Raw genomic sequence first — 19,088 nt, 5'->3', positions numbered from 1 at the left:
TGAAGTTTTGATGATCGATTCCAGGGGGCATATAACTCTCAGTAACGGGGCGTGCATGAACAAAAAAACCAGCCAAATTTAAATTTGAGCTGGTTTCGATTTGTTCCTATTTAATTAAGCCCTTGGAACGAGCTTTCGTGAGATACGATGGGAACTCGGCAAGAGAACGTTTGAACAACTCCTCGTCTGAGATCCGATCAAGATCGGTGCAAGTAAAAAAGTTTGCGTTATCGATAAATCGTCCCTGAAGGTTATCGAGCTTATTCAAAAATTGAAATTTTTCATTTCCGATCCCAACGAATTGCCAAAAAATGCCCAATTTAGATGCTTCCCGAGTTACTAATTCCGTTTCATCCTTATCGCCATTATCCCCATCTGTAAGAAAGTAAACGTATACTGGTTCACTATTCTGGTAATGCGCTTTATACGCATTCTGGTCAATTGAAAACTTTTGCCCACCAAATAGCTTTCCGAAGAACCCTCCACCTGTAGAGGAACCCTCAAAAGCTTGTGGGTAATACTTTTTCGTAATGCGTTTCATTACCCCCGCGTAATTTGTATAACCCTCAAGTTGATATTTCTTGACAATGTGATCATTTACGTAGTTGAAGAAATCCCTTTCAGACAGTTCTCCTACTTCGTAATCATTTTTGCCAAACAGAAAGATGTCAATCGAGCGATTATCATCAAACTTCACACCAAGCGCAAGCAAACGCTCAACAGCTCGTTGGACTACTCCATTTTTGTATAGAGTATGCATCGAACCAGAAATATCAATAGCTAGTGCGACCCGAGCTGTTTGACCATTCAAACCGACTTTAGAAATGGCTTCATCAGCCTTTTTCTTCAGACTAATAAAGTTCTCTTCTGCTTTCTTTTTCAAATCAATAGACACCAAGATCACTTCCTTTAATTATGTACACACTTTTGGTTAGTCCATAGAAATATGTAGAATCTATTAAACAAATTGTACCATAAAATGCTAAAATCAAGTATATATAGGGAACCCAACCCATTGTTCCTCCCCTATTAACGGCTCTCTTATCTGAGAATTTTTTGTCGAAAGTCGAAATAGACATCTTTACATATTTTTTTGTCATGTTATATATGGGGTACAAGGTTTCCGACAAACAAGTAAGAAAGAGAGGATAAATGATGAAAAAAAGAGTTAGATACAGAAAAAGATATGCATTCCTTGGTGCTATAACGGGATACTTCTTAGCTTTGCTTGCATCCATAATACTTCCGACTTTTATCATGTTAGCCATACCGTTGCTAGCAGCAGCCATAGGGTTTGTCTTAGGTGAAAAGAAAGAGCAGCGATTCAGTGGGATTACGGTACCAGAACCGGACCAGAGAATTACTTCTACTGAAACGGGGAGTGAACAAACGAAAAAGGAACTGGAATCTACCTATTCATCAGAAATACGAGAATATCTACAAGTTATTAAGGAAATTGTGATTAACGAAAATGAAAAGCGCAACCTCGATGATGAAATATCCGAAAAGACAATAAACCTTTGTTCTAAGATCGATACTCTCCTCCCCTACATAGAAACGCTCGGTAGTGCGCAAACAAAGCATGATATTAAAATGCTCGTCATGAAAGACTTGAATAGTGTCATCAACCCCTTCTTGAGGCTGAGTGTTGAAAACAAGCTGAAGAATAGACGAAAATTATTAGACGGTCTCCGTGACATCAACCTAAAGCTGAAAGTGATCTCTACATCCATTGAACAACACGACATCTATGAGTTGGAGAGAAAGCTTACTCTTATCACCGAAAAATATAATGCCAAAGAAATTTACTAATCACCTTTAAGGAGCGTGTTAGATCAATGACGACACAGGCTATCCAATTAGTTAAACAAGAAGACATCATCAAGATCCAATCTGAAGCAGAAAATGTGGTGCGCCAGCTGCAAACGGATAATCAAAGCCAGATGGATTCAATTTTGGAGCAGCTGGGTAATTTGGGCGAAAGCACCCAACGAAATGCCGCTGAATCTCTCGAAATTCTAAAACGACCTGTGAAAGATCTGATGGAAGGGAAAAACAATGAGATTCCGAATACACTCTTAAAGCTTCGTTCTTGCACAGAAGAATTGAATCCGAATAAAATCTTTCAAAGCGGTGGGATCAGCAATCTCTTCAACAGAATCTTAGGGAAAAACCCAATTTCCCAATATATTCGAAAATATGAATCCGTTCGTACGCAAATTGATAACATCATTGCCTCCTTGCTTAATGGCAGTGACAAGTTAAAAGAAGATGTCATTAACTTGAAATACATTAAGAAAAAATCCGGTGAAAATATTTATGAATTAGAGAAACGGATTTACTTCGGTAACAAGTTGCTTGAGATGCTTGAAGTTGAAAGCAATAAGCCTGAAAATCAACTTCGCAAACCCGAATTCGAAAAAGCAATGGTCAAAGTCGTAACAAGAGTAAAAAATATGAGTCAAATGATCAACATTTTACAACAATCTATCGCTTCTGTTGATGTTATTGCGGACAATAACGAAAAGTTGGATGAAGCTGTCTTTAACGCGATTACGATGACGCAAAACGTTGTCACAGTGTCCGCTGCCATTCAGTTGGCCTTGAATAATCAGAAGAAGGTAATCGAAGCTGTACAAAATACCAATCAGGCCATTGAGGATATGCTGGTAGCCAATGCCCAAAGCTTAAAACAGAATACACAAGAAATCACCTCGATGCTGGAGCAACCAAGTATCGCAATCAATAAACTGCAGCAGGCATTTAATGATGTGTATAGCGCAATCCAAATTACCGAAGATTCAAATCGAAGAATTATCGATTCTAGCAAAAACTTCATCCAAGAGATGGATAAGCTCAACGCAGACATGAGAGTAAAACTCGGTATGGCAGATCCAAATCAACTTTCTGCACCAGCCAATCAGCAAACCTCACTTCTACAGTAAATAAAAAAAGAGGGAACCAAGTGATCATTCCTTGGTTTCCTCTTTTCTTTCCCTTGGCGACCTATCGCTCCCCTTGAGATGACGCTTCAAGGAGCTTTCCGACACCTAATGAAGCTTTTTCACTGAACATTATTCTACAAAGAAGTTTTCACTGCCCATTAGTTCCTTGTAAACTTTTTTCGTGTATTGTACAATCGCTGCCGGTGCCGTCTTAACTGATCCCGCATCAAAAGGGGGCTTCGGATCGTACTCAAGCGTCAACTGCGTTGCCTGTGCTATCTCTGCTCCAAACTCCCAAGCTACAACTTGGAGCGCCATGTCAATGCCGGAAGACACGCCCGCTGCAGTGACAATCTTCCCATGGTGCACCACCCGCTCCTCCTGTGGAATCGCACCGAGAGCGCGAAGAGATTCGCATACAAACCAGTGGCTCGTTGCCGGTACTCCTTCCAGCAGACCTGCAGCACCGAGAACCATTGAGCCTGAACAAACCGAAGTCGTCCATTTCGACGTCTTATGTAACTGGCGAATCCAGTTCAGCGTCTCTTCGTCATTCATTAGCTCCTTACAACCTATACCACCAGGAACGATTAAAACATCCGCAGAAGGGACTTCTGCATAACAGTATTCTGCATGCAGGTAGCCCATCTTTGAATCGAGTTGAATCAATCCTTTTTCTTTCGCGACAAATTTGATTTTGCATTTCATACTTCCAGCGAACGCTTCATAAGGACCAATTGCATCTAATGCTGTCACACCGTTATACAACAAAATAGCGACTTCCATAGTGTCATTCTCCTTTGGTTCTGGTTCTAAGTTGTAGTTAAATTAGTTGAACGCTTAAAGAATCGGCCCCAATCTCATAAACGGTTTTACCCTCCAAAATCGTACACAGGACTTTTGTGTTTCGAATGTCGGTTGGCGGTATCGATAACGGGTTGCGGTCGAGAACAATCATGTCGGCTGATTTCCCGACCTGGATTGACCCGGTTATGTTATCCAGATACATCGACCGTGCGCCATTGATCGTAAACAATTCGATAGCTTGAACGACGTCGAGGGCCTCGCTGGCATTAACTGTCCCTGGATAATCGATATACGGGTTTTGACGGGTAACCATCGCTTCGAGGCTTGGCCACGGATTAAACGAAGGCACGACAGGCCAGTCCGTTCCATATACAGCCAAAGCGCCAGTATCTACCACACTGCGAATCAAATACTTGCCATCTGCGCGCTCGGGCCCAATCACCACTTTATCCTGGGTATGAAAATCGGAAGGGAACCACATCATCGGTGAAAACTCTGCCACGGCATCTAGTGCGCAGAAACGATGAATATCTTCGGGATGAATAAAGGTCGTATGGGCAATCTCATGCTTCAATCCAGAGAACCCGTTTACCGCTCGAGCAGCCTCAATGGCATTCAGTCCGACCCGAATCGCTGCGTCTCCGACGGCGTGCATTTTGACTGTGATACCCATGCTGTCTAAATAAGCGAGATCCTTTTTAAGCTGTTCGGCATCAACCAAAATGTTGTCGTTGGCATCTTCGTCTCCGAGATATGGCTGCATAAACGCCGCAGTCTTGAATGCAGGGACTCCATCTATAAACATTTTCGCAAAATCCGTGAAAATGCGGGAGGAACCGTACTTCTTGCGGTCTTCGATCAACGCAAGCTGCTCTTCCAGGCTGATCTCTAATGGTACCTTGTACATAAGGTTGGTAACTACCCGCAAATGAAGTCCGTTTTCATCATCCAGCCGCTTATAGGTCTTCAAGATTTCCCGATCCGTCATCGGTTCTTTTATGCCCGTAATCCCATGGGAATTAAGCTGGTTCACGATCCACTTCACTGCTTCAAAATGTTCTTGCTCACCGCCTTTGGGAATATGTTTGGCGACAAGCTGTATCGCAGGCAGCTCGATCAAGACTCCTGTTGGCTCTCCACTTTCATCGCGATGGATGTGACCGCCCTCTGGGTCAAAGGTATGGGCGTCAATTCCTGCAATCTCTAATGCCTTACTATTCACCCAAGCATTATGATGGGAGAAGTCGTATAGAATGATAGGACGTGAAGAATCAATAGCGTCTAACTGGCTTTTGTTTATGTACGGCATAATCTCGGGCTGCCAGTCCACCCCTACAATCCATGGCTTGCTCGGATTATTTTTGGCATATTGTCGGACGCACTCCAAGATGTCTGTTACTGACTTATGAGATTCGCAAGGAAGGTGGCATTCATTTACCGCGGAATAAGACCCCAAATACGCATGTATGTGCATATCATGCAAGCCAGGTAAGACTGTCTTTCCTTTCAAATCAACTACTTCGGTTGTTTGAGAGATCAGCGACTTGATTTCGTCGTTACTCCCCACTGCAACGAACTTTCCCGCTTTCACCGCTACTGCCTCAACGTAGCGATAGCGCGGAACTATACAATAAATCTGTCCATTCAAATAAACCGTATCCGGTGCCACCAAATGAACAACCCCTTCGCAAGAAAGTAGAATCGCAGACAATCAGATAGCTAGCCGCCCCCCTTCCCCATCCATAAGGGTGCTTGCTTGAGCTTTATTATGACAAAAGCTGAAAACGCTGCCTATTACCCAAAAGGGTGATTTTTGCGCTCGTCTCCTCACCCCGTCAGGCCGTTGCTGCCAATGGGCGTATGTATTATGATTGTGGAAACCTGGTACCATAAGGGGGAAAACAATTTGCTGGATAAGGGCGCATTGAAAACAGATTATTTGAAAGTTCTACAATTTATCGACTCCATGCTGGTTCCCGCAGAGAGTTTTCGCAAGCAGGTATTGCTTTCGCTGTCGCAACTATTTGGTTTTAACAGATCTATCTTTTGGACAGCTGACAGACAAGGCAATTTATGCGATCCGCTCACCTATAACGTCGAGGACCGACTAATCCAAGAATATGTTTCCTATTATTTTCAATTCGATTTGCTGCATCCCCAAAAGATTCTTCACCGGATTTCTACCAGTAAGGCTTTGCGGATCAATGACATCATGTCCTATGAGGAATATGAACAATCTGTTTACTATAAACAATTTATGCAAGTATACGGAAACTACGATATGATTAGTGTTTATCTGGAAAAGGAAAATAAATTGGTGGGCGGTATTGGATTGGCACGCTCCAAACAGGAAAAAGGGTTTACCGCTGATGATGCCCAAATATTAGGGATCCTTGCCAAGCATATTGCCAATACCTTGGCCATGCATACACGTGTGGAAGAGATGGAGAACGAAAAAATACTGTTTGAGACCCATTCCAATATGTCCTCCATCGGCATGATTATCGTCGAGCCTCCTGCCTTTATCCGCTATGTGAATCCGGCGGCCCGGGACATTTGCATCGAATTGACCCGTGGAAATACATGGACGAATCCGATCAAAGCCTTTATTGGGCAGCTTTTGGCAGACCATTCTACCAACAGGCTCCCCGCTTATGTCACGACAGTGCATTCACCTACACTGCAGGAAGTAACGATACATGTCCAGCACTCGTTTCAGACTCAAGCTTCCTATCAAAGAAAGCTTCAATATGTCATATACCTTGTCCCAAAAAGCAAAGTAGCCAGCCGAATTGCATCGCATGACAGTAACAAGCTTGCCCTCCTGACCCCGAAAGAGTGGGAAGTTTACGAGCTTGTGCAGCAAGGATCTACAAACAAGCAGATTTCGGGCGAATTACACATCAGTCTGAATACGGTCAAAAGGCACTTACAAAATATATATAAGAAAATGGAAGTAACGAACAGAACGAGCTTGTGTTACAAGATTAACTGGTAATTTCATCTTTTTATGACGCGATGATAAGCGCATACGGCAGGGGATCTACACTAAAAAAGCTGTGAATGCATTCGCACTCACAGCATAGGCCTCAATTGATCAGTGTCATCCTCGCTCGGAACCAATAGCGAGTCCATAAACTCTTTGGACAGGATATACGGTTCATAGGCAAGAGGAACTTTTGTTACCTTGCTCGTCAATTCATCAAGGGCTGCAAGATCATCAACGCCAACTTGATGAACAGATGTTTTTCCCAATGCAAGAATCGCGACTTTCATTTCCTCCACAAAAGACGTAAGAAAGTTCTCTAAATACTTTGCTGCTTCTTGCTCATCAAATTGAGCAGTTAAACTTCCCGGATAAAAAACAAGTTGAGTAGGAGGTTCCCAAGGAATTGCTTTTGTTACCTGATCATGCGTCATCGCCCAAAGGAGTGCCGTCCCCATATAGACACCATCAACACCCAACGCAAATGCTTTCAAGCAATCAGATGGCGTGAAGTACCCTCCTCCGCTTAACAAGGTGATTTTTTCCTTCACCCCGCGTTTTTGTAAGTAATGTACGGCACGTGAAACGGCATAAATGGTGGGAATTCCAAAATCGTCCTCCAGGATGGGAGGTCCGCCCTTAGATCCTGCCTGTCCGCCATCGATGCTCACAAAATCAACCCCTGCAAAAATGGCGACTTCTAAATCGGCTTCAATCTTTGCGCTTGCACATATTTTAACTCCAATGGGGATTCCACCAGTAAGGGCGCGCAGATGATCAACTACTTTACGAAGATCTTGCGGTTTATTGATATCCTTATGCCTGGAAGGAATCACGACATAATCATCATTCTCCACTTTCAAGATTTTTCTGGCTCTTCCCTGAACGTACTCCGAAGGGATAAAACTCCCCGCACCAGCAATAGCTCCTTGCCCGATATGGATTTCGATTGCATCGGCCTGTTTGAGAATTTCTGGCTCTTTTGACCACTTACCGCTGTGGTATTGAATAATTAGATGTTTGGCGTTTTGTCTCTCTTCGGGTAAAAACCCCCCTTCACCCGTATTTGTTAATGTGCCGACTGCAGCAGTTCCTTTTGCAATCGCTATCTTTGTTTTCTCTGACACACCAATTCCATACCCCATTCCCCCTGCCATAATGGGTATTTCCAGCGACAAAGGTTTTTTTGCCTGAGGTCCGATGGTAATCCGCATATCTATATCTACATCTTCAGGGGTGACTAACGTAGCCAGTTGTGCCGGTGAAAAGATAAGTCCGTCGTAAGTAAGAAATTTACGCGGACTCCCAAACGGTCTTTCAATGACGGCCCCTTCTGAAGCTCGCAAGCTATTTTCAATCAAAATTCTTGGTGGCAGGCGAGTCAAAGCCGTTACCATTTCCCAAATGTTTTCGGGATACCGTTCATTCATGAGCCGCTTCGTGAACCGGCCAATGATCCATTGCAGCAACGACCTGGAAAACATAAGCGCTAGAATTCCTGAAAATAGAATGGCTGTCATTGTACCCGTAAATGATCCGATGTCAAAAGACATCCATTTACTTCCCATTATACTTCTCCCCTTCGATACCGTTAGCAATAGCGTACATGCAGATAAGAATGATCCATGCGCAGGTTAGCGATAGTGGCGGATTTTCAAGAATTTTGTGTTTTACCATCGTTTGGCTTACCGCAGTATCGTATTCTTTTTTTCCTGGTTGTAGTATAAGCCAGTTAGACAAGTTTATTCTCGCAAAAACGTCGTTGAGCAGTACATCCTGAGACAAACAGATGCTCCGGTGCGAGGCTATCGACGAAAAATGCAAAAGGAGCTGTCGTGGTGCGACAAGAATTCTAGTACAAACTCTAATGTCCTAAATGGGAGAGGAAGTTTGGGACTAATGTGGTCGACCGACCGCTGTCATGCAGCGAAACACCACGCGCAGAGAGCTGTGCGTGGTGCGAAAAAAATAACCTAGGTTTGTCGCTGTTTAATTAGAAGGAGTCATTGTATAATTCTTGCTGCTGTTCCTCTGCAATGGCCTGTAAGTCATATGCGTTAATTCGAAAAAACTGATAATCGCTACTATCCGCTTTTTTTGCGGCAAGCTTACTTAAAAATTTCGGGGAGCCTTCGTTTTCTTCATCGTAAACTAACAAGATCCCATCTGAATTCGATAGCAAAAATTTGTCTTTCTCTCCAAGCTGCCAAGCTCCTTGGTAAGGTGTTTGATAGACACTATTGATATAATCGGCTTGCGTCACAATATTTCGGTAGTAATCCTGGGTTTCTTCTTTCCACCTTTCCTCTTGATTCAAAAATGGAGTAATTACCGCCAGTTTTAGATGTGGATACTCCTTCTTTAATTCCAGAACAGTTTCGGCTGCCCACATTTCTACCCCAAGCTGACCTGATATGATGACCCATTCCAACTCTTCCTCAAGGAATCTTACGAGCTCCCGCTTCAGTGCTTTCTTTATAATTGCAAATCCCGGATTTTTTTCATTAAATATTCCAAGCTCGTGAGCCTTGTATCCTGAAACAAATAACCGTTTTAACATGATACCACCTCATGTCGCTGATCCTTTTTATCATCAAATTAAAATTTGAACATCCATTATAACAAGATCTGACTGTTCCTGATATACCAAATTCCATTAGTAGGATCGAAGCAATAGATGGCTCTGGGTCATTGAATAATAAAAGGGATCATCTGGCCCCCATCCATTAGGTGAACGAACATATCACCGAATGGTTGCCGCGGTAAGCTCGATGAATCGAATCATTGGCAGGCAGCCCCTACCATGAACCATTCGAGAGCTTCAGAAAATTCATGAGGAAGCTCTGACACATGGAGGAAGGTACACATCTCGCTTACGATCCGTTCTCTGTTTTGCCCGTATTGCTCTGTGAGCAGAGCTAGCTGCTCCCAATCACGGAGCTCCTTTTGAAAGGCAGCTCGATCCAATGGACGGCCGTGCGATTCCACGAAAAGGATTGCTTCAGACTGGTACGCTTGCTTCAACACGTGCAGAAAACGGGAGGCTGTATAACTGCGCGGTCCGCCATAAACAGAGGGCCCCAAGGCATCTCCCAAGAACAGAGTTTGATCCTCTTTTACGTACACATAGCACGAATCTTCCGAATGATCCCCTCCGACAAGGTTCACCTGACATGTCACGCCACCAAGGTCGATCGTAATCGATTCATCGAATAGGATATCCGGCTCGACTATTCGGATCAAGTCCCGGTTCTTACCGTACTCTTTTTTGATGTTCGCCATCGTGCTGGCATTGATGATCTTCGCCGTACAGAGCTGTTCCATGACTTCATCCGACCAATTCAGCCTCATCAGCTTGCTCAATGAATGTGCGGTTTTTGCCTGCGCGATGGTAGGTAGAGCCCATTCTGACATTCCGAATGTATGATCCCAGTGCCAATGAGTCAGTATGAGCAGATCTGGAAGGCGAACGCCTAGCCTTTGCAACTCCTGACGAAATAACGCGGCATGCGCCGGTGAATTTCCAGCATCAATCAAGAGAGTTTTTCTTTCCCCTGTAATGGCTGCTAGGATGGGGCGATCCGTGTCATGGCTTGCATGCATAATCAAGATATGCTCGGTAATTTGTTCGAACGTGGACATTTCCCCTACTCCCCTTTCCAAATACGCCAATGTAATTTTCTATCTACAGAATGACTCGGCAATATTTTCCATGTTATCACACAACAATTCCCCTCGCGCAAACAAAAAACGCCCGTGTTACCAGGGGGCTTTGTAGATACTCGAAAATAAAATGGAGGCTAAGCAGTTCAAGCTGCTCAGCCTCATAAAACGAGAATATTGAAATACCTGCTAGTTTTTATCGATAATATTGCCTTTTGTCCTTTTCTTTTACGGATACTCTTAGTTTCCAAAGTTCTTGAGCCAATTGGAAAGCTTCTTTATCATTTCCTTTTTCAATGGCTATTTCCCTTGCTTTTAATAGAGCATTCGCAGCAGGAGATAGGTCAGGAGAATCCACAACCCATATTTTAAAATCATGTTGAAATGGATCCGTATCGCTCCAAGCATAATCATGCTTTCTAAATGCAGCACCTACTGTGTTTTTCGTAAGCTCTTGCTTAGAACGAAATAGTTCCTTCTCATCATGACCTAAAAACACCAATTGCTTTTTATCCATAAATACCAGGGAGATATCCTTCTTTTTAAAAAGAATTTCATCATCTCTAAGTTTACATGTAACCTTATCATCGTAGACAGACGTTTCTAAGCTTTCATGGAAAGAGAGTAGAGTCAAGGCAATACCCGCAATCAGACCAAGGATCATCGTAACAATGCCAACCCATGCTCCATTATAGGCGGCAATTAGTTGTAAGGGTCCCTGTAAGGGTATCCATGGCAAAGAGCTGCCCCATTTAGCAATACTCGGAAGAAACCAGCCGAACACTAAACCGATAAGCGGGAAACCAAGCCACAAGATAACCTTATCCGTTTTTGAAAAATGTAATATTGTATGATTCTTGCTCATTTACAGTCTCCTTTTTTAGATAATACACTTGTAACGGTTTCTCTCCATACAGCTGATACATCTAGTTGAATGCCGATCAGCGGATAGTTTGATAAGTTATCGAGTGTTAACGCTAATACACATGCTTTTTCACGTAATCCTTTTGAATCAGTGTGACCAAATTCTTCACCTTTTTGTAGTAATCGAAAAAAACCGTCAATAAAGCCTTCCTGAATGGCCTTAATTTTTAATCGGTACTCTTTATTATGGGAAGATTCTCGGTTTCCATATAAAAGAAACTCATTTAATACCTGTACAACAAGCATTTGTGCATCTGTAGGCTCTTCACCTAACAATTGCAAGCCATCACGAACCATCTGCTCTACAAAATTCTTTTTCGTATACTCATGAATCTGAAAGTATTGTTCAAAACTATATCCATCTAAAATCCATGCGAATACAGCGTCTATTAGTTCCTCTTTTGAAGCGTAATAATAATAGATGGATGGCTTCTGTATGCCTACAGACTGAGCAATCATGGAAAGGGAAGCTTTTTCAATTCCATACTGCCCGATCAACCATGTAGTCGTTTCAAGAATTTTTTGTCGTGTTGCTTCGCTTTTATTCATTTTTTCACCATTTTCTACCTATCGTTAGTTAGATAATAGCGCCTACTTTCGCTGACTGTCAAGATGATTCATTAGGGGATTCGCTTCCCAACATAAAAAGGAGCCGAGAGAATACGGGATAACCCCGTGCATTCTTCTCGGCTCCTCGCCTTGCTGCCTATCTCGTTTTCACCACAAACTCAATGCTTCCGAGGCCACCCCATTTGGCGACTACCACATCCCCTTCCCGTAGTTGGTGGGAACCGGTAATGCCCCCGGACAATATCAAATCTCCCTTGTGCAGCTTGCGTCCTTCGCGAGCAAGCATGTTCGCCAGCATCGCGACCGCGTGGGCTGGATGACCGAGAACCGCCGCACCAGCGCCCAAGTCTTTGAGCTCGCCATTGATCGAAAGAGTAACGCCAACCAAATCGAGATCAAGATCATCAGGCTTTCTCCAGGTCGATCCGATAAACACACGTGAAGATGAAGTATTGTCGGCAATGACATCCGGCAAGGAAAACTGGAACTGCGCATACCTGCTGTCAATAATCTCTAGTGCGGGAACCACATAATCAGTGACTGCCAGGACATGACCCTCCGTGATGCCTGGTCCTTCCAAATCCTCACGCAAAACAAAGGCGATTTCCGCTTCCACTTTGGGATGAATCAATTCATTGATCGGCAGAATGCCGTCCTCGATATTCATATAGTCAAAAATGTACCCACGAATCGGTTCGTGCACATTCATTTGCTTCATTTTTACCTGACTGGTCAAACCCATTTTAGAGGCAAAGATTCGATGTCCCTGCTCAAGCTTGAGGGAGACCAACTCATCTTGAATACGATAACCATCTTCCACGGTCAGCTCAGGGTATTCAGCCGTCAGTTTCACGACCACCTCCCTATTTAACTCCGCATCCACCAGCTTCTGAGCCAACCTTTTGTACAATAGTTCCGATTGCACGCTGATCACCCCCTATCTGATTTTGGTAGAGCTGTACCGTTGGGCGATTTCCGCTGCAACATCCACGATCATGTCTTCTTGTCCGCCCACGACCTTTCGTCGTCCCAACTCGATCAAAATATCTCGGGAGTCGATACCGAATTTCCTGGCTGCACGCTCGGCATGAAGCCGAAAGCTGGAATAGACACCCGCGTATCCAAGAACCAGGGCGTCTCTGGTAATCTCCTGTGGTACTTGAAGAATCGGCGAAACGATATCCTCTGCCAGGTCCATCATTTTGTACAGATCGACGCCTGTCTGAATGCCCATACGATCCAATACAGCAAGAAGAACCTCGGTTTGTGTATTGCCCGCACCTGCACCCAAGCACCGAACACTGCCGTCAATCCAGGTGGCACCCTCTTGAATGGCAACGAGCGTATTGGCCATGGCTAAAGACAAATTGTTGTGTGCGTGGAAGCCAACGGGAACATGCAGACATTGCTTCAATGCTCGGACTCGTTCCCCTGCTTGATCAGGTAGCAGAGCGCCAGCTGAATCAACAATGTACACGACATCGGCTCCGTAGCTTTGCATGAGTCTAGCTTGCTCCACCAGTTTTTCCGGAGCAGCCATATGCGCCATCATCAAAAAGCCAACTGTCGTCAAGCCAAGCTCTTTCGCCTGATAAATATGCTGAGCGGAGACGTCCGCTTCGGTCGCATGTGTGGCGATTCTTGCCATGCCTACCCCCAGCGCTGCAGCCGTCTTCAAATCTTTGATCGTGCCGATTCCCGGCAGCAAGAGCACGCTCACTTTCGCTTGTTTACAAACGGAAACGGCAGCCTCGATCAGCTCCAGTTCAGGGGTCCTGGATAGCCCATACTGCAGGGATGATCCCGCCAATCCGTCTCCATGGGAGACTTCAATGTACGGTACGTTCGCTTCATCTAATGCACGGGCCACCTCGACTACTTGCTCCACGGTAAACTGGTGATTGATCGCATGGCTTCCATCTCGAAGCGCTACCTCAGTGATCACAATATCACGAGTCATTTGCGGTCCCTCCTTTCATTCATGGCTATAGCTACATACTCGTGCCGATGCCGACAGCATGCTTGGCATACTCCTCTGCTACCTTCACCGCTGTCGCCGTCATGATATCCAGATTGCCTGAATAAGTAGGGAGGTAGTCACCCGCGCCTTCCACTTCCAAAAAAACAGTGATTTTGCTTTCATCAAAGATCGGTTCTGAGCGCAGGCGGTAACCAGGAACGTATGATTGAATATAGGCAACGGTCTGGTGAATAGCCTTCACGATCGCCTGTCGGTCCGCACCTTCGTCCACTACGGCATAGACCGTATCCCTCATCAGGATCGGTGGCTCCGCCGGATTCAGGATGATGATCGCCTTGCCTTTCTTCGCTCCGCCGATCGCTTCGATACCTTGGGCGGTCGTCTCTGTAAATTCATCGATGTTGGAACGTGTGCCAGGACCCGCGCTTTTACTGGAAATAGTGGCCACGATCTCTGCATAACTGACTGGACTCACACTCCCTATCGCATGAACGATCGGAATCGTAGCCTGGCCGCCGCATGTGATCAGATTGATGTTCGTTTCATTCAAATGCGCACCGAGATTCACAGATGGTACTACGTAGGGCCCCACAGCAGCAGGCGTCAGATCGATGGCGAACTTTCCTGCCTCCCGGAGCGCCTTGGCATGCAGAATATGTGCTTTGGCTGACGTAGCGTCAAAGACGATATCCGCAAGTTCCGCACCGCTTTCCAAAAATGGTTGTAATCCGCCCTCAAATACGTAGTATCCAGCTGCCTTTGCTTTACGCAGACCATCCGAATCAGGATCAATTCCAATCATGGACGTCAGTTCAAGAATTGGCGATCTTCCCAGCTTGATCATCAGGTCTGTCCCGATGTTACCCGACCCGAGTATGGCTACTTTTACTTTCCTCATACAGGCACTCCTTTCCTATTTTTTACTTGCCAAACCTGACTCCTACGGAACCAAGTCCAGCAATCCGTGTATGAAATACATCGCCAGGCTTAGCTTCAACCGCAGCCGATAACGCACCGGACAAAATGATTTCTCCTGCTTTGAGTGTAATCCCTAATTCGTGCAGCTTATTCGCTAACCACGCCACACAGGATGCGGGATTGCCCAATGCGGCGGCACCTACACCGGTATTGACCAGCTCCTGATTTTTATAAAACGCCATCCCTACCAGAGGAAGATCCAGATCTTGCGGTTTCACGGGATGTCCACCTAGCACGTAGAAGCCCGACGATGCATTGTCCGCAATGGTGTCTTCGAGCTTGATTTGCCAGTTGGCTATACGGCTGTCCACGATTTCCAAGGCGGGGATTACATATTCTGTTGCCATTAAGACGTCATAGATGGTTACATGTGGTCCTTCCAGATCGCGCTTCAGCAGGAAGGCGATTTCTGCTTCTACCTTTGGCGAAATCACATGCTCGAAAGGCAGTTCACCGTTGTTTTCCACGACCATGTCGTCCAATAGATGTCCATAGTCTGGCTGTTCCACGCCAAGCAATGTCTGCATGGCACGAGAGGTCAGACCGACTTTCTTCCCTGTAATCCTCGCGTCTGCTGTCACTTTTCGCTCAATCGTCTTCAATTGCACATGGTATGCCTCTATTTCGGTGATTTTCGGATCCAGTAAAGTGAGTGGCGCGACTCCTACACCTTCACGACTCGCCGCCGCTAAATGATCGGCGAATCGCGTGATTTTTTCTATGTCCACACGGCTCCCTCCCTGATTTGTTCTTCTCGCTATAATTTCATGGTGACGGTCTTGACCTCGGAGTAGAATTCGAAGCTGTGACGCCCGCCTTCGCGGCCAATCCCGCTGTCCTTGGCACCGCCAAACGGAGTACGCAAATCCCGCACATACCAGCAATTGATCCATAAAAGACCTGACTGTACTCGATCAGCTACGCGATGTGCGCGCCGCAGGTCGTTGGTCCAAACCACACCTGCCAGGCCGTAAGCCGAATCATTGGCGATTCGAATAGCGTCTTCTTCTGTACGAAATGGAATGATTACGATGACCGGACCGAAAATCTCCTCCTGCGCCACCCTCAATTTGTTGTCTACATCATAAAGAACGGTTGGCTCTAGGAAATTGCCGTCACCCAGCGCGCTGAGCCGTTTTCCGCCGTGACCGAGCTTGGCTCCTTCCTCCAGTCCGATCTGGATGTAGTGCTCCACCGTCTCTAAGTGACTGCGGGAAACCAACGCTCCCATATCTGTGTCTGGTTCCAGCGGATTTCCCACCTTGATCCTTTGAACAGCCGCCACAAATCTGTCCAGAAACTCATCATATATGCTTTGTTGCACCAACAATCGCGAACCTGCCAGACAAATCTCACCCTGGTTGCGGAATATCGCCTCGACCGACCCTTTTACCGCTTCATCAAGATTGGCATCCTCAAATACGATATTGGCTGATTTGCCTCCTAATTCGAGCGATACTGGAATCAGATGCGAAGCGGCATTCCTCATAACGGTCTTGCCGGTGCTAGATTCTCCCACAAAAGAGATCCGGCGTACATGGGGATGCGTCGTCATCGTCGTCCCGACAGTCCCGCCCGGACCAGTGAGGATGTTGAGCACGCCAGGAGGCAGACCTGCTTCATTGGCAATTTCTCCGAGCATCACCGCCGAGAGAGGCGTGTACGAGGCTGGCTTTACAACGACGGTATTTCCTGCCGCTAAAGCCGCCGATGCTTTCCAGGTCATCTGCATGAAGGGCAAATTCCATGGAATGATCAGACTTGTCACACCTGCCGGAGCATATTTGGCGTAGGACATAAAATGGCGCATTTCATAATGCTCATGGACCATGTATTTGGCCATTTCGGCAAAAAATCGCAAATTTGCCGCCGCCCTGGGAATATCGAAGCCCCGACTTTCTTTGATTGGTTTGCCGACATCGAGCGTTTCCACCAAAGCGAGTTCGTCCACACGCTCCATCACTAGGTCAGCCATTTTGCAGAGAATCTTGGCGCGCTCATCTACAGGCAACTCACTCCAAACGCCTGACTCAAACGTACGCTGCGCCACGTCGATCGCCCTTTTTACATCCTGCTCACTTGCATTGGCCACAGAAGCCAGCTTGCGATTTGTCGCTGGGTTGATTGTATCGAAGGTTTCACCGGAAACAGCGTCCACGTAATCGCCGTCTATGAAAAGCTTGGCGTCTTTTCGTACATAGTTTTCCTTGGCGGTCTGACTCATGGGAACCCTCCTAATTCTCGATTTCCAAGATCATCTCTACTTCTACGGCGTTATTTAGCGGGAGTTGGGCCATTCCTACAGCGGACCGCCCATGCCTGCCTTTGTCTCCGAAAAGCTCTACCAACAAATCGGATGCCCCATTCATGACTGTAGGCTGATCGATGAAAGCTGGATCGCTGTTAACGAATCCGAGTATTTTGACCACTCGTTTGACTCTCCCCAGCTCACCTAACTCATGCTTGGCAACAGCCAGCAGATTGAGCATGCACTGTCTGGCAGCTAGGTAGCCTTCCTCTATCGTGACATCCTGTCCCAGCTTCCCTCGATATTCGTTTGTCCCTTGGCCTGCCAGAAAGAGGAGATTACCCGCTTGGACACAACCGACATAATTACCGGCCGACTGTCTCGGTTCGGGCAAAGCAAGGCCCATAGCCTGTAGACGTTGCTCCGGCGTTTCAGTCTGATGCTTCACAGTCCGTTCATCTCCTTTATGTTCAGGAAGCGAAGCGCGTTTTCACCCAGCAACGCCCGTTTCTGTCCATCCGTCAGCTCCAATGTATGATCGATGACTTCCCCGGGAGGTGTTTCACGAAGCAGGAAGGGATAATCCGATCCCATCATGATTTTATCTTCGCCAAAGCGCTTCATCATGTATGAGATGTTCAGTGGGTCGTACGTCAAGGAATCAAAGTAGAATTGTTTTGCGTACACACTAGGCGGTTGTTCGGTCAGACGCAGATGCGGCCATACCTTCCAGCCTTGGTCTAGCCTGGGTAGAATATAAGGAAAAGAGCCGCCGCCATGGGCAAAGCAGATTTTCAGGCGCGGAAACCTCTCGATCACGCCTCCCAGGATAAGACTTGCTGCGGCAAGCGCTGTCTCGCTTGGCATCCCGACGGTGTACATCAGGTTGTGCCGCGGCATCCGTTCTCTCCCCAGCGTCTCCCATGGATGTACGAAGAGCGGCACATCCCATGTCTGACAGCTTTCAAAAAAAGGAATCAGTCCCGGGTCGTCCAGATTGTTGCCATTTATGTTGGTACCGATTTCGATTCCTCTCAGGCCGAGCTCGTGCATGCAGCGATCCATTTCCCGAATGGCTGCCTCGGTGTCTTGCATGGGAACAGTACCCAATCCGATGAAATGCTTCGGATGCTGGTTGACCGTCTCTGCGATAAAATCGTTTTGAATCCGCGCCATCACTTCGGCTTCGGCTGCCTTGGCCCAATAGGAAAACGTGACGGGAATGGGTGACAACACCTGCCTATCCACGCCTTCCTGCTGCATGTCATGAATCCGTTTTTGGGGATCCCACACTTGATCCGTCACTTCGCGAAAGACTTTTCCTCCGACCATGATAGTTGCCCCGCATGTGCAAGTGCGATGCAGAACTGGCCAGCGCTCTCCATGAAATCGTTCAGCCAGGTTGGGAAGGTCCTCTGGAATAATGTGGGTATGGAAGTCTACTCGCATTTCCACTCACTCGCTTCCGGAGACATGATGTGCCCGCATTTGTGGCATGTCCGCAGCTCCAGATTGCTGTTGAAGCCTTCGATCGCTTCTTTTACCTGTACCTCTATGTTGGTCAGTTGAATCCGTACGCGATGCATTTCGTGGTCGCAGTTTTCACAGAACCAAGCAAAATCCTCTAGTTCTCCCTCATTTCTGTTGCGCTCTATCACGAGGCCGATCGTATCCGCAATCCGGTGTGGGGAATGCGGGACATTCGCAGGAAGAAGGAACATTTCGCCTTCTTTTACTGTGATGATCTCACGCTTTCCATCCTGATTGATGATCTCGACGAAGCAATCGCCCTTGAGCTGGTAAAAGACTTCTTCGGATGGATCAATGTGAAAATCCCGCCGCTTATTCGGTCCTCCCACTACCATGACCATTAGTTCTGCATCTTTCCAAATCACTTTGTTATTCACTGGTGGCTTGAGCTGATCGATGTGATCCTCGATAAACTTCCACAAATGGACCGGTGCCAATGTACGCATGCTCTATACC

At 46.2% G+C, this 19,088-nt stretch carries 19 protein-coding genes; 3 read left to right on the top strand and 16 right to left on the bottom strand.

What is annotated here, in order from left to right; translation table 11 throughout:
* Window positions 1–106: 106 nt before the first annotated feature.
* Window positions 107–895, bottom strand: a complete 789-nt coding sequence (locus tag HP570_RS00200) for a VWA domain-containing protein (RefSeq protein ID WP_173624538.1) — start codon at window positions 893–895, stop codon at window positions 107–109.
* Between the two features lie 257 nt (window positions 896–1,152).
* Here HP570_RS00200 and HP570_RS00195 point away from each other — a divergent pair, with 257 nt between their 5' ends.
* Window positions 1,153–1,812 carry a TMEM165/GDT1 family protein gene (locus tag HP570_RS00195; RefSeq protein WP_254494947.1) on the top strand — a complete coding sequence of 220 codons (660 nt, stop codon included), beginning with the start codon at window positions 1,153–1,155 and terminating at the stop codon, window positions 1,810–1,812.
* Between the two features lie 26 nt (window positions 1,813–1,838).
* The gene (locus HP570_RS00190) at window positions 1,839–2,945 is read left to right on the top strand and encodes a toxic anion resistance protein (protein WP_173624537.1); all 1,107 of its coding nucleotides are present in this window, start codon (window positions 1,839–1,841) and stop codon (window positions 2,943–2,945) included.
* A gap of 129 nt (window positions 2,946–3,074) precedes the next feature.
* On the opposite strand, the gene HP570_RS00185 is transcribed toward HP570_RS00190, so the two are convergent.
* Both HP570_RS00185 and HP570_RS00180 read right to left on the bottom strand, forming a co-directional pair.
* The gene (locus HP570_RS00185) at window positions 3,075–3,731 is read right to left on the bottom strand and encodes a DJ-1/PfpI family protein (protein ID WP_173624536.1); all 657 of its coding nucleotides are present in this window, start codon (window positions 3,729–3,731) and stop codon (window positions 3,075–3,077) included.
* A 37-nt stretch (window positions 3,732–3,768) separates the two neighbouring features.
* Window positions 3,769–5,421 (bottom strand): amidohydrolase, encoded by a 1,653-nt coding sequence (locus HP570_RS00180; protein ID WP_173624535.1) that lies wholly within the window; start codon window positions 5,419–5,421, stop codon window positions 3,769–3,771.
* Between the two features lie 237 nt (window positions 5,422–5,658).
* On the opposite strand from HP570_RS00180, the gene HP570_RS00175 reads away from it, so the two are divergent.
* On the top strand, window positions 5,659–6,750 hold the full coding sequence (locus tag HP570_RS00175) for a LuxR C-terminal-related transcriptional regulator (protein WP_173624534.1): 1,092 nt from the start codon (window positions 5,659–5,661) through the stop codon (window positions 6,748–6,750).
* Window positions 6,751–6,827: 77 nt separating this feature from the next.
* Here HP570_RS00175 and HP570_RS00170 read toward each other — a convergent pair whose 3' ends face one another.
* The 13 genes from HP570_RS00170 to HP570_RS00110 all read right to left on the bottom strand — a co-directional run bounded on the left by HP570_RS00170 (window position 6,828) and on the right by HP570_RS00110 (window position 19,078).
* Window positions 6,828–8,306 (bottom strand): FMN-binding glutamate synthase family protein, encoded by a 1,479-nt coding sequence (locus HP570_RS00170; RefSeq protein WP_173605987.1) that lies wholly within the window; start codon window positions 8,304–8,306, stop codon window positions 6,828–6,830.
* 425 nt (window positions 8,307–8,731) lie between these two features.
* Window positions 8,732–9,298, bottom strand: a complete 567-nt coding sequence (locus tag HP570_RS00165; RefSeq protein ID WP_173624533.1) for an SLOG family protein — start codon at window positions 9,296–9,298, stop codon at window positions 8,732–8,734.
* Window positions 9,299–9,519: 221 nt separating this feature from the next.
* Window positions 9,520–10,380 carry an MBL fold metallo-hydrolase gene (locus tag HP570_RS00160; protein WP_173624532.1) on the bottom strand — a complete coding sequence of 287 codons (861 nt, stop codon included), beginning with the start codon at window positions 10,378–10,380 and terminating at the stop codon, window positions 9,520–9,522.
* Between the two features lie 217 nt (window positions 10,381–10,597).
* Window positions 10,598–11,266 carry a YqeB family protein gene (locus HP570_RS00155; protein ID WP_173624531.1) on the bottom strand — a complete coding sequence of 223 codons (669 nt, stop codon included), beginning with the start codon at window positions 11,264–11,266 and terminating at the stop codon, window positions 10,598–10,600.
* Window positions 11,263–11,874, bottom strand: coding sequence for a TetR/AcrR family transcriptional regulator (locus HP570_RS00150; RefSeq protein ID WP_173624530.1), 612 nt, complete (start codon window positions 11,872–11,874; stop codon window positions 11,263–11,265). The genes HP570_RS00155 and HP570_RS00150 overlap by 4 nt, the downstream gene beginning before the upstream one ends.
* Before the next feature lie 157 nt (window positions 11,875–12,031).
* Window positions 12,032–12,820 (bottom strand): 2-keto-4-pentenoate hydratase, encoded by a 789-nt coding sequence (locus HP570_RS00145; RefSeq protein ID WP_173624529.1) that lies wholly within the window; start codon window positions 12,818–12,820, stop codon window positions 12,032–12,034.
* A 12-nt stretch (window positions 12,821–12,832) separates the two neighbouring features.
* A complete protein-coding gene (dmpG, locus tag HP570_RS00140) occupies window positions 12,833–13,855 on the bottom strand; it encodes a 4-hydroxy-2-oxovalerate aldolase (protein WP_173624528.1) in 1,023 nt (340 codons plus the stop codon).
* Window positions 13,856–13,886: 31 nt separating this feature from the next.
* Window positions 13,887–14,774 carry an acetaldehyde dehydrogenase (acetylating) gene (locus HP570_RS00135; RefSeq protein WP_173624527.1) on the bottom strand — a complete coding sequence of 296 codons (888 nt, stop codon included), beginning with the start codon at window positions 14,772–14,774 and terminating at the stop codon, window positions 13,887–13,889.
* Between the two features lie 22 nt (window positions 14,775–14,796).
* The gene (locus HP570_RS00130) at window positions 14,797–15,582 is read right to left on the bottom strand and encodes a 2-keto-4-pentenoate hydratase (protein WP_173624526.1); all 786 of its coding nucleotides are present in this window, start codon (window positions 15,580–15,582) and stop codon (window positions 14,797–14,799) included.
* A gap of 29 nt (window positions 15,583–15,611) precedes the next feature.
* Window positions 15,612–17,078, bottom strand: a complete 1,467-nt coding sequence (locus HP570_RS00125; RefSeq protein ID WP_173624525.1) for an aldehyde dehydrogenase — start codon at window positions 17,076–17,078, stop codon at window positions 15,612–15,614.
* Window positions 17,079–17,088: 10 nt separating this feature from the next.
* Complete coding sequence (locus HP570_RS00120) at window positions 17,089–17,550, bottom strand: RidA family protein (RefSeq protein WP_173605974.1); 462 nt, start codon at window positions 17,548–17,550, stop codon at window positions 17,089–17,091.
* On the bottom strand, window positions 17,547–18,551 hold the full coding sequence (locus tag HP570_RS00115) for an amidohydrolase family protein (RefSeq protein ID WP_173625111.1): 1,005 nt from the start codon (window positions 18,549–18,551) through the stop codon (window positions 17,547–17,549). Before HP570_RS00115 ends, HP570_RS00120 begins: the two co-directional genes overlap by 4 nt.
* Window positions 18,542–19,078 carry a 3-hydroxyanthranilate 3,4-dioxygenase gene (locus HP570_RS00110; protein ID WP_173624524.1) on the bottom strand — a complete coding sequence of 179 codons (537 nt, stop codon included), beginning with the start codon at window positions 19,076–19,078 and terminating at the stop codon, window positions 18,542–18,544. The genes HP570_RS00115 and HP570_RS00110 overlap by 10 nt, the downstream gene beginning before the upstream one ends.
* Window positions 19,079–19,088 lie beyond the last annotated feature (10 nt).

Origin of the sequence: Brevibacillus sp. RS1.1 (assembly GCF_013284365.1) — a bacterium.
Taxonomy (GTDB): domain Bacteria; phylum Bacillota; class Bacilli; order Brevibacillales; family Brevibacillaceae; genus Brevibacillus; species Brevibacillus brevis_D.
Note: the sequence above shows the minus strand (reverse complement) of the source record. Positions and strands in the feature narration are given on the sequence as shown.

Bases quoted from the DNA above. Each gene is read 5' to 3' on its own strand.
- HP570_RS00150 (WP_173624530.1), bottom strand. From the start codon at position 11,874: ATGAATAAAAGCGAAGCAACACGACAAAAAATTCTTGAAACGACTACA.
- HP570_RS00135 (WP_173624527.1), bottom strand. From the start codon at position 14,774: ATGAGGAAAGTAAAAGTAGCCATACTCGGGTCGGGTAACATCGGGACA.
- HP570_RS00185 (WP_173624536.1), bottom strand. From the start codon at position 3,731: ATGGAAGTCGCTATTTTGTTGTATAACGGTGTGACAGCATTAGATGCA.
- HP570_RS00160 (WP_173624532.1), bottom strand. From the start codon at position 10,380: ATGTCCACGTTCGAACAAATTACCGAGCATATCTTGATTATGCATGCA.
- HP570_RS00155 (WP_173624531.1), bottom strand. From the start codon at position 11,266: ATGAGCAAGAATCATACAATATTACATTTTTCAAAAACGGATAAGGTT.
- HP570_RS00195 (WP_254494947.1), top strand. From the start codon at position 1,153: ATGATGAAAAAAAGAGTTAGATACAGAAAAAGATATGCATTCCTTGGT.
- HP570_RS00170 (WP_173605987.1), bottom strand. From the start codon at position 8,306: ATGGGAAGTAAATGGATGTCTTTTGACATCGGATCATTTACGGGTACA.
- HP570_RS00165 (WP_173624533.1), bottom strand. From the start codon at position 9,298: ATGTTAAAACGGTTATTTGTTTCAGGATACAAGGCTCACGAGCTTGGA.
- HP570_RS00125 (WP_173624525.1), bottom strand. From the start codon at position 17,078: ATGAGTCAGACCGCCAAGGAAAACTATGTACGAAAAGACGCCAAGCTT.
- dmpG (WP_173624528.1), bottom strand. From the start codon at position 13,855: ATGACTCGTGATATTGTGATCACTGAGGTAGCGCTTCGAGATGGAAGC.
- HP570_RS00190 (WP_173624537.1), top strand. From the start codon at position 1,839: ATGACGACACAGGCTATCCAATTAGTTAAACAAGAAGACATCATCAAG.
- HP570_RS00115 (WP_173625111.1), bottom strand. From the start codon at position 18,551: ATGCGAGTAGACTTCCATACCCACATTATTCCAGAGGACCTTCCCAAC.
- HP570_RS00110 (WP_173624524.1), bottom strand. From the start codon at position 19,078: ATGCGTACATTGGCACCGGTCCATTTGTGGAAGTTTATCGAGGATCAC.